The organism is Herpetosiphon sp., from assembly GCF_003512625.1.
Classification (GTDB): domain Bacteria; phylum Chloroflexota; class Chloroflexia; order Chloroflexales; family Herpetosiphonaceae; genus Herpetosiphon; species Herpetosiphon aurantiacus.
Genome location: NZ_DOPT01000112.1, coordinates 1 through 9,764, shown reverse-complemented (window position 1 = coordinate 9,764; position 9,764 = coordinate 1). Strand labels below are relative to the sequence as shown.

The following is a 9,764-nucleotide window of genomic DNA, read 5'->3' as shown; positions in this document are numbered from 1 at the left end:
CCCCAGCCTCTCTCCCACGGCGGCGGGCGAGGGGAGCATTGCCGAGTGAGCCTGCTGGTCGGGAGAGGGGGCTAGTGTACAAGGGTAGGTTTTAAATCCCTCACCCCCGACCCCTCTCCCACTGCGGTGAGAGGGGCATACCAATGGTCATGATTAGGATGGTTCCCCCTCGCCTGCTGGGCGGGAGAGGGGGCTAGGGGGTGAGGGCATGCCAATCGACGCTGAATCCAACCCCATGATTGTTAACAACCTTCCCTTGTAAGGAGGGGGCTAGGGGGTGAGGGATCAATTGATTGCCAATCGTCTTAATTACAGCGACTCATGTCATTCAGGGGAGATTGACAAGTTTTGTCATATATTTGCCGTTGAGGTTTGTTACAGTGGTGCTGTGCCACTGAACAATGTGCTAGTTCAGGAGACACAATGGATTTGCTCAAAGGGAAAAAAGCCTTAATCGTTGGAATTGCCAATGATCATTCAATTGCTTGGGGAATTGCCCAAGCCTTGAAACAGGCTGGAGCCGAATTGGCCTTTTCGTATGCTGGCGAGAGCTTAGAACGCCGCGTGCGCCCATTGGCCGAACAGCTTGGTGTGAGTTTTGTGCAGCAATGCGATGTGAGCGACGATGCCCAAATTGCCACGTTGTTCGAGCGGCTGGGAGCTGAATTTGGCTCGTTCGATATTTTGGTGCACAGCGTGGCCTACGCCAAACGCGAAGATCTTTCGGGCCGTTTTGTCGATAGTAGCCGCGATGGCTGGCGGATTGCGATGGATGTCAGTGCTTTTTCGTTGGTAGCGCTCACCAAGGCCGCCATGCCATTGCTCAATCCTAACGCCAGTATTTTGACCTTGAGCTACTACGGCGCAGAGAAGGTTATTCCTAACTATAACGTGATGGGTGTGGCCAAAGCCGCACTTGAGGCCACAGTCCGCTATTTGGCCGCCGATCTTGGCCCCGATGGGTTGCGGGTCAATGCGATTAGTGCTGGGCCAATCCGCACGCTTTCGGCTTCGGGCATTGGCAACTTCCGGCGGTTGCACCGCGCCTTTACCAACGCCAACCCCATGCGTCGTGCGATCACGATTGAAGATGTTGGCAATAGCGCTTTGTGGCTGTGCTCGGAGCTAGCCAGCGGCGTAACTGGCGAGGTCGTCTATGTCGATGGTGGCTATAACGTGCTCGGCATGAGCGAAGAAGAACAATCAAGCTAACAGTGATGCGCCAACCATCGCTGTTGTAAGGAGTACAACAATGCGACGGTTGAGCATAATGATGCTTTTAGCAAGTTTGCTCGTTGCTTGTGGTGGTGGAGCCAGCGAGCCAACCGCCCAATCGAGCGAGCCAACTTCAGCGGCGGCAACTGCCGCCGCTACCAACACCCCCGATAACACGGTTGCCACGGTTGATGCTAGTGCTGCCAACACAAGCTTTGCTAGCGCCGCCCCGCTCGATGGTCAAATTAAAGCCAGCGTTAATCAATCAAATCTCTATTATCGACTCGATGTGCCAGTTGGTGGGGTTGTTACCAGCACGATCAAAGTTGATGGTCAATCGCCGCAAGGCCTCAGCGCGGTTTTGTATGATAAAAACCAAAGTTTCCTAAAATCGATCAATCTTGCGCCAGGCGAAACAGGCATGTTGGGCTATCAATTTGGCTTGCCCAATGGTGGCCAAGTAGTCTGGGAAATCAGCGGCAATGCCTTATTTAGTTTGACTGGCTCTGCCGCCGAGCAAGCCGATGCGGGCAGCAAGGGCGATGCTGGCGACGATTTTGGTCAAGCGGTCAATGCCAAGCTTGGGACGCTGGCTGGCAGCCTTGGCGATGCCGATATGACCGATTATTTTAGCCTTGACGTGCCCGAAAAAGGCGGCACATTGACGATTGATGCCAAAACTAATGGCGATGTGCAGCTTCAGTTGTTCGATGAAACCCAAAACTACTTGAATAATGCTAGCGTTTCAGCAAACACTCCGGTTAGCTTAAACCGAATTTTGAATAGCGAGCAAGGTGGCCGTTGGTTTGTGCGGGTCGATGGCACGGGCAGCTACGATTTGAGCCTAGATTTTGCGGCGCAAACTGATGGATCAAGCGCTGGCGATGCTCCCGACGAGATCGATCGCGCAGTGAAAGTTGAGGTCGGCACAATTACTGGCATGCTTGGTGGCGATGATCGCGGCGATATTTTTAGCGTTGAAGTGCCACAAACAGGCTTTGCCTATACCCTGACTGCCAGCACCAAACAAGGCAGCCTGACCATCCAAACCTTGGATAACTCGCAAAACTATGTGGATCAAGCCGATTTTACCAGTGATGCGCCTGTTGCGGTTGGTCGAACCTTGCCTGGCGAACGTGGCCCGCGCTGGTTTGTCAAAGTCTTGGGTGAAGGCGAATATCAGCTTGAATTGGTGACCATTGCCCAAAATGATGCTGGTAGTAGTAAAGATGCTGGCGATGAGATTCCAGCGGCGGTTGTGGTTGCTGCATCGCCAATCGAAGGCCGGATTGGCAACGACGATCGCGATGATTATCTGCGAATTCCAGCAAGCCTTGGACGCAAAATTAGCGTGACAGTGATTGGTGATGGCTTGATCGATGTGCAACTCTATAATCAAGAGCGTAATTACGCCGAAAGTGCCAAATCGATTATTGCTGGTTCGCCCGCCAGCCTCAACGCGCCCGAAGGTGATGGCGATTACTATCTTCAAATTACCAATGGCGATAGTGCTGTCAACTATCGAATTGAAATTCAGCCTTAAAGCTTAACGGTTGCCCCGCCGCTGGAATTGCCAACGGCGGGGCATTTTAGCTTATTCGACGGCTGTCCAACTGCTATGAATATCACTAAATAAGCGACCATAACGGGCTAAACGCTCAAGTGGCTCGTTGAAAGCTTGGGCATCGGTTTTGCGCCCAGCCTCGCGTACAATCCCGCGTAATTCCTCAATATTGGTATATAAATCGCCCAATTGCGCTTGGATTGCCTCTAAACGTTCAACCCATTCTTGATCGGTATCGCTCATACTTGACTCCTTGTAACCAATGTAGTACCCCTATTTTAGCACATGTGTCTTTATAGAGGGCATGGATAACCAAGAATTATTCGGTTGGCTACAGGACGATAGATTTAGGTCAGGTTTGGATTGACCAAGTTTGAAGCATTGATCACAAGTGCCAAGTCTTGCCTAAACAAGAAATTAAAAATCCCTCAAAATTCTAGGCTAAACCCTCTTGACAAACCAGCGAATAGTTGGCTATGCTGAATACAACATCGCGCCTAAACACTCTGTTAGTGCCTCTATTATTGGGCAGCAGGCAATCTCTCACCCCAGGCTGCTGCTACATTATCCGTTTTATTGATTCTAGGACGACGAGCTGTTTAGGAGGATGCTACATTCCCCTTTTTTTGGTTTGCACAGCAAACCCGCTATTTTAGCGTCATGGGTTTTCCATGGCGATCACAAGGAGCCAAGATGGCAGCAGACGTAGTACAAAGCGATTACGAACAGCTCGGTCAAGTGGCAACGCGCTTTCAAAAGCTGCACGATCAACAAACTCAGATGGAAGCCATGTTGCGCCAAACCTATCAGCAATTGCGCACCGATTGGAAGGGCGATGCCGCTGTGGCCTTTTTTGGCGAAATGGATGACAGCATTTTCCCCGCTCTCAAACGTTTACAAACCACGCTGACCTCTGCTAGCGCCCTGACCACCCAAATCTCACAAATATTTCGCCAAGCTGAAGAAGAAGCTGCTAAGGGCATTCAGTTTGATGGCGGTGGAGTGGCGGCTGGTGGCGGGGCTGGCGCTGGCGCTAGTTTTTCTGCTGAAGGTGGGTCATTTGATGCTGGTGGCGGTGGTGGCGCTGGGCTTGATCCAGCGATTAGTGCGCGTTGGGCAACCCTTACCCCAGCAGAACAAGCGGCGGTGCTCCAAAGCATCTCCAACGAAATCTGCGATAAATATGGCATTGAGCATGTGCCAGTCACGGTTTCCGATCTGGCCGACCCACCAGGCCTAGATTTGTTCGGCTATCGCAATGATCAAGGGGTGTTTATCGACCTTGATAACATGGGTGATCCTGATCGCGTTTTGAATACTGTGGCGCATGAAGTTCGCCATGAGGTTCAACGCCAAATGGCTAATTTAGCCAACCCCAGCAACTTCGATAAGTTCTTGCGCTCAATTGGCATCCAAGCTGAACCCACATGGCCGATGAACGATGTCACTGAGGCGATGGCCAACGAATGGCACGAAAACTTCAATAACTACATCACCCCAGAAAGCGATTTTGCGGGCTATGAAAGCCAACCATTGGAAACTGATGCCCGTAATTATGGCGAAACCTATCGCGATAATTTGACCTTGACTGATTTCGAACGCCATATTCCAACGCCAAAGCCTGAGCCATTGCCAGTGCCGATACCAGGCCCAAGCCCAACGCCACCAGCTACAACGCCAACCCCACGCACAACAAATTAGCGATTTACTCACAAGGATGCTGATGTTATGAGATTAAATGATGTAGCGTATCAATACTGGTCACAACCATCGCGCGAGCATTTTATGGCGTTGCGCGAGGCGGTGATGGCGAGTGCCAATTATTCGCCAAATATCTCGCCCAACGAGGTCGCTAGTGCGGCTTTTACCGAGGGCGATTACCCAACGGTCATTCGCCAATTGCGCAGTTTGTTGCCCGGCGCGTTACTTAGCCCTGGACTGCATAATTTGTTAGCGACCGCCTACAATGAGCTTGGTGACAAGGAAAACACCTTGCGCGAAGCAACCATGGCCAAAACCGTTATGGATGGAATTCTGCTGACTGGCGATGGTAGCCGTGAACAGCCCTACTATGTGCTCTCAATCCAAGATGAGTACGATGTTTTGGGCTTTTTGGGCAAACAAAGCCAACGCCAAACCCTCGTCCACGATCAAGACCAAAACCTCGATTTACATATCTGCGAAGATCAAAGTTGGGTTTGGTTTGAAGTCAGTTCGCTAATTGTTTTAGAAGGAAAATAGGTTCATGCGTTACGTTAACCCCTCGCCAACGATTTCAAACGTTGTCTGCAATCAATTATCAATTGTGCTCTTGGTGGGCGTAATGTTGGGAACATTAACTGCCTGTAGCACTTCAAGTTCTAATCCGTTGCCTACAATTGGCATTGATGTCGGGCCAGGGGTTAACTTTCGCGGCGATATTGTGGCGCTCCAGTTTCTGCCCAACCAACAGCTTTTGGTGGGGGTTGGCTACGATGGGGTTTATCGTTGGAAGCTTGCTACGAGCACAATTGAACAAACCCTTGCCGCCAAACAAATTTACTTGGCCTTTACAGCTTCAGGGCCATTGGTTGTAAGCACTGATCGTAAAACGCTGACGACTTGGAATAGCACTGATGGCCAAAAAATTCTGGCGTGGAATGCCAAACCATTGCAACTGCCTAGCCAAACCACTGCCTTTGAAGTCAGTGCCCTCGCAATCACACCTGATCAGCAGCAAATTATTGCAGCCTACAACAAAGGTAGCATGCTCCAAGCTTGGAACGTGGCGACTGGTGCGGCAACAACGACCTTTGGTGCTCCGGCCAAAACTGGCTCAATTGTTGAAATTGCGCTCAGCCCTGATGGTCAATTACTGGCCAGCAACGATTTTAGTGGCGTAGTGCAGATTTGGGATGTAGTGAGTGGTCAGCAATTACATTCATTCAAAGAAGCCAGCCTCAACTATCAACCAGGCAAATTGGCTTGGAGCCACGATGGCAAATGGCTGGCAGCCAGTAGCGGCGATAAAAACGGCGGCGGAGTCGCGATTTGGGATACCAGTTCATGGTCAATCTATGCCACGCATCGCAGCAGTGAGCACCAATTTGCTGGTTTGGCCTTTCATCCAACCGCTCCAACGTTGGCGATTGGCAATAGTAGTGGCTTGATCGAGTTGTACGATCTGACCAGCAAACAAGTCAGCAACAGCCTCAAAGGCCATGCCGAGCGGGTTACAACCTTGGCATGGAATGCTGATGGCAGCCAATTGGCCTCAGGCGGCAAAGAACCATTTGTCCTGATTTGGGATAGTACAAGCCTGACCGAGCAGCAACGTTTGGTTTTGCCAGCTACACCATTACAGTAATTGATTCAGTGATTCTAGTTTGAAAACCCTTGTCAATGTAGGTTGATAAGGGTTTTTGGTGCGTTTGAAAAGCAGATCGAGGCAGATGATCAAACAACGACTAACAATACTTGGCTATGGCCTGATTGGCTTACTAATTGAGTTTTGCTACCTTTTTCCCAGCAGCGAATATCGTTCAGCCCAAAGTATTCCGGTCTATGATCCTGATACGGTTTTGGTGATCCAGTGGTTTGTGGCAGGCTTGATTGTGCCTGTTAGCTTCTTGTTGGTTCGGGCAATTCGTCGGCGCAATCAGCGTTTTCGTTGGGTTAAGTATGGTTTGTTGCTGGTTGCGTTGGCCTTGCTGAGTTGGCACTGGTTTACGTTAAATAGTCATAGCTACCCTTTCCCCGCAGCCTTGGGTTAACTGCATAAATATACCAAAATAAGTTGAATGAACTAGCTAATAGCATGTTGACAAGTATGTTTGGATTTATTATGATGATAGGCATTAATTCGTCGCTGTGAATTAATCTCTAATGTCGTTTTGTAGTCAAACATGATTAGCACATGCGCTTGATCGTGGTAGGTTTTTTGGTATTTTATCGGCACATTTGTGCCCATAATCCCTAGGGAGGCTATATGTCCGCAGACATTATTGCCAATCACTACGAGGCTGTAGAACAAGCCGGAGTACGCTTCAAAAAATTGTATGATTACCAAGTGCAGATGGAAACAATGATTCGCCAGATGTACGAGCAACTTCGCAACGATGGATGGCAAGGTACGGCTGCCCAAGCATTCTTTGTTGAAATGACCGATGTTGTGTTTCCTACCTTGCAACGGTTGCAAAATACCTTGCTTGTGAGCAGTGAGTTGACCAAACAAATCAATCAGATCTTCCGTCAAGCTGAAGAAGCGGCTGCAAAATGTATTACGTTTGATAGTGGTTCAATTGGTGGCATGCTGGCGGATGCTGGTCTTGCTGCTGGTCATGGGTTGGCGGGTGTGAGCATTGGTGCTGCGCTATTCGATGATACGTCAAAGCCGGATTTACGCAAAACAATCTTCAACGACGATTACATGAATCGTTTGGTTGGCTTAAAAATGCAAGGTATGGATGTACCTGAACTGAATAAAGCTATGGAAACCATTATTAATGACAAAGCTTCAGAAGCCGATGTTCAAGCGGCTTTGGTCAAAATTGCTAAATTGCGCGATGTGCCACTGGAGAAAATTCAGGCCGACCACAAGAGGTTTGTCGAATTACGGAAGCGAGCCACCGAAAAAGGTGACGTTGATCAACTTGATCAAGATCGACATCCTGACTTTTTAGGCAGTACCACAAGTTTACGGTTTGGCAAAGTTCTTGGCGATGTCTTTGGTATCGATCCAGTTTTTGGTTCATTGCTCAGTCCTACAGGCGGCTTAGTGGGTTACGGTAATATTGCGATTGATGCTAAGGAACGTCCAGTTGGCTATCACGGCATCATGCACGACGCAGGTGGGTATCTGCTCAAACATCATGAGATGGGACCAGGCTATGATTACCTTGGCTTGGAAGGCCGTAATCCCACTCACCCATTGACTGGTCAAGAGTCAGGCATTCGTTATTGGAATCAGAAATTAGCCTATGGATTTATTGATGGCGATGGTATTAATCTTAATAACCCCGTCCAAAAATTGGCTGAATACGCGGTTATTGATGCTGTAGATCATAGATTGGGTCAAATTGTGGATGTTCATGAAGGGCTTAAAACCGTTAAAAATGCGGCGAACGATGGCTGGAATGCCGCCAAAGATGCGGCGAACGATGGTTGGCATGCAACCAAAGATGCGGCAAGTGATCGATGGAATGCTGCTTCAAAATCAGCGAAAGATATATTTTCTTTTCTATTCTAGATTCACCCTAGCGTGATTTTGCTTGATCTGCCGGGATAATTCGGCAGATCAGGCTCCTACCATGTTTTGGAGGCTGTGATGCAAGCGATTCGTGAACTAACCTATCCTGTTCGGCTATCATCGGCTGGGCTTTTCGCCTTACTATCGCTGGTTTCAGCCCCGACCTTACTCGGTGCTGGGGTCAAATCGCCATATACGCTCGATGAAGCTCAGGCTACGGCGTTATGGGAGCAAGGTTCAAACGAACTCCGCAAGCATGGATGGCTGATCGATGATCCAACTACTCACACGAGCGTAATTAATGAAGACCTTTTACTATTAATTATTAGCGCAGTCAATGCCGAATTGGTGGTGCTAAGCACTTGGCAAAATGATAGTGGACGAAAGTATGATGTTGCCTACTATGAGCATGGGCATACGGTTGTTGAAATGCAAATGCTTGGTAGCTTGTATGAATTTACAGTCCTCTCTAATCGGAATGTTGCCCTCCAATGCTTTGCTAGCCACTTTGAGCCAGCATTTCCCCAAGCAATCAAGCAACCAATTCAGTTTCAACTAACTCAAGAACAGGCATTGGCAGCCAAGCAAAATCCTGATGTGCAGTTATTACACACATTTGGAGTGAGTGAAATTGCAGCGCACCAATTTGCAGCTACGCTCCAGAAACCACGTTTATATGGCACAATTGATATCTTACGTACTGAGGCAACCAAGGTTATTGAAAGCCGAATTGTTGGAATTATTCTTGCTGATACTACCGCATGGATTGGTTTTGTAACCCCCGATGGCCTGACCGATTACCATAATGTTGGTGAGGCTGATTTTATCAATCTCCTTGATCAAGCGATGTCAGACTTAAACGAGATTAATGTTCGTTAGGTCGTTTGGGCATCTATAGTTTAAACTCTATATCTTGAATCGCTTATTTCCCCGCAGCCTTGGGTTGAATTTATGATCCAAGGCTAAAAATTGCCTCGAAACATTCTTAAAAACGTGTTGACAAGTAAGAGCTTCATTTAGTATTCTAATGGCGTATTAATCCCGCCTAGGGATTAGTACCCATCGTCTTTTTCTTGTCCAAAGTCTTGGAAATCCCATTTGGTATGGCCCGTCTTGTGAGAGAACAGGAATCGTGGAGGGTTCGTGGTATTTTTTTGTTACCGTCGCATTTGTGACGGTGCTTGCTAGGGAGGCTGCATGACAGCAGATATCGTCCAGCATAAGTCTGATGATATGGAACAAGTTTCCAGTCGGTTCCAAAAATTGCATGATCACCAAGTGCAAATGGAAGCGATGATTCGCCGCATGTATGAGGAACTTCGAGGTGGTGCTTGGCAAGGGGATGCAGCCCAAGCATTCTTTGCCGAAATGAACGAGCATATCTTTCCTGCTATGAAGCGATTTCAAAATGTGCTAGCAGTGAGCGGCGAAGTTACCAAGCAAATCTCGCAAATCTTCCGTCAAGCCGAAGAAGAAGCCGCCAAAGGCATTACCTTTGATGGCAGCGGCGCACCATCTGGTGGTGGCAATGGCACGGCTAGTGCTGGTGGCGGCGGCGGTGGCAACGCCGATGGTAGTGGCAGTGGTGGCAGTAATGCTGGTGCTACTGGTGGTGGTGCAGGTATTGCTGCTGGCGGCGGCGGTTCATCGTCAGGTGGCGGTGGCGGCGGTTCATCGTCAGGCGGCGGTGGTGGCGGCTCATCGTCAGGTGGCGGTGGTGGCGGTTCATCGTCAGGCGGCGGTGGTGGCGGCGGTAGT

10 protein-coding genes are annotated in these 9,764 nt (G+C 49.1%); 9 read left to right on the top strand and 1 reads right to left on the bottom strand.

Features of this window, described 5'->3' with window-relative positions; genetic code table 11:
• Positions 1-423 precede the first annotated feature (423 nt).
• Both DEF47_RS25120 and DEF47_RS25115 read left to right on the top strand, forming a co-directional pair.
• Complete coding sequence (locus tag DEF47_RS25120; RefSeq protein ID WP_012190794.1) at positions 424-1,212, top strand: enoyl-ACP reductase FabI; 789 nt, start codon at positions 424-426, stop codon at positions 1,210-1,212.
• Positions 1,213-1,252: 40 nt separating this feature from the next.
• Positions 1,253-2,758 (top strand): pre-peptidase C-terminal domain-containing protein, encoded by a 1,506-nt coding sequence (locus DEF47_RS25115; RefSeq protein ID WP_012190793.1) that lies wholly within the window; start codon positions 1,253-1,255, stop codon positions 2,756-2,758.
• Positions 2,759-2,809: 51 nt separating this feature from the next.
• Here the strand turns inward: DEF47_RS25115 and DEF47_RS25110 are convergent, their stop codons facing one another.
• A complete protein-coding gene (locus DEF47_RS25110; RefSeq protein WP_012190792.1) occupies positions 2,810-3,022 on the bottom strand; it encodes a hypothetical protein in 213 nt (70 codons plus the stop codon).
• 450 nt (positions 3,023-3,472) lie between these two features.
• Here DEF47_RS25110 and DEF47_RS25105 point away from each other — a divergent pair, with 450 nt between their 5' ends.
• The 7 genes from DEF47_RS25105 to DEF47_RS25075 form a co-directional block, all read left to right on the top strand.
• Positions 3,473-4,480, top strand: a complete 1,008-nt coding sequence (locus DEF47_RS25105; protein ID WP_012190791.1) for a WXG100 family type VII secretion target — start codon at positions 3,473-3,475, stop codon at positions 4,478-4,480.
• 27 nt (positions 4,481-4,507) lie between these two features.
• On the top strand, positions 4,508-5,020 hold the full coding sequence (locus tag DEF47_RS25100) for a DUF4919 domain-containing protein (RefSeq protein ID WP_012190790.1): 513 nt from the start codon (positions 4,508-4,510) through the stop codon (positions 5,018-5,020).
• Positions 5,021-5,024: 4 nt separating this feature from the next.
• Positions 5,025-6,125 (top strand): WD40 repeat domain-containing protein, encoded by a 1,101-nt coding sequence (locus DEF47_RS25095; RefSeq protein ID WP_012190789.1) that lies wholly within the window; start codon positions 5,025-5,027, stop codon positions 6,123-6,125.
• Positions 6,126-6,210: 85 nt separating this feature from the next.
• Positions 6,211-6,531, top strand: a complete 321-nt coding sequence (locus DEF47_RS25090; RefSeq protein ID WP_041304617.1) for a hypothetical protein — start codon at positions 6,211-6,213, stop codon at positions 6,529-6,531.
• Positions 6,532-6,746: 215 nt separating this feature from the next.
• A complete protein-coding gene (locus DEF47_RS25085) occupies positions 6,747-8,006 on the top strand; it encodes a WXG100 family type VII secretion target (protein ID WP_012190787.1) in 1,260 nt (419 codons plus the stop codon).
• 78 nt (positions 8,007-8,084) lie between these two features.
• A complete protein-coding gene (locus DEF47_RS25080) occupies positions 8,085-8,885 on the top strand; it encodes a hypothetical protein (RefSeq protein WP_012190786.1) in 801 nt (266 codons plus the stop codon).
• Between the two features lie 318 nt (positions 8,886-9,203).
• Positions 9,204-9,764, top strand: a 561-nt coding sequence (locus DEF47_RS25075; RefSeq protein ID WP_287045396.1) for a WXG100 family type VII secretion target, incomplete at its 3' end; no start/stop codon positions are given.

Excerpts from the sequence above, each read along its gene's own strand:
- DEF47_RS25120 (WP_012190794.1), top strand. The coding sequence starts at position 424 with ATGGATTTGCTCAAAGGGAAAAAAGCCTTAATCGTTGGAATTGCCAAT.
- DEF47_RS25115 (WP_012190793.1), top strand. The coding sequence starts at position 1,253 with ATGCGACGGTTGAGCATAATGATGCTTTTAGCAAGTTTGCTCGTTGCT.
- DEF47_RS25110 (WP_012190792.1), bottom strand. The coding sequence starts at position 3,022 with ATGAGCGATACCGATCAAGAATGGGTTGAACGTTTAGAGGCAATCCAA.
- DEF47_RS25105 (WP_012190791.1), top strand. The coding sequence starts at position 3,473 with ATGGCAGCAGACGTAGTACAAAGCGATTACGAACAGCTCGGTCAAGTG.
- DEF47_RS25100 (WP_012190790.1), top strand. The coding sequence starts at position 4,508 with ATGAGATTAAATGATGTAGCGTATCAATACTGGTCACAACCATCGCGC.
- DEF47_RS25095 (WP_012190789.1), top strand. The coding sequence starts at position 5,025 with ATGCGTTACGTTAACCCCTCGCCAACGATTTCAAACGTTGTCTGCAAT.
- DEF47_RS25090 (WP_041304617.1), top strand. The coding sequence starts at position 6,211 with ATGATCAAACAACGACTAACAATACTTGGCTATGGCCTGATTGGCTTA.
- DEF47_RS25085 (WP_012190787.1), top strand. The coding sequence starts at position 6,747 with ATGTCCGCAGACATTATTGCCAATCACTACGAGGCTGTAGAACAAGCC.
- DEF47_RS25080 (WP_012190786.1), top strand. The coding sequence starts at position 8,085 with ATGCAAGCGATTCGTGAACTAACCTATCCTGTTCGGCTATCATCGGCT.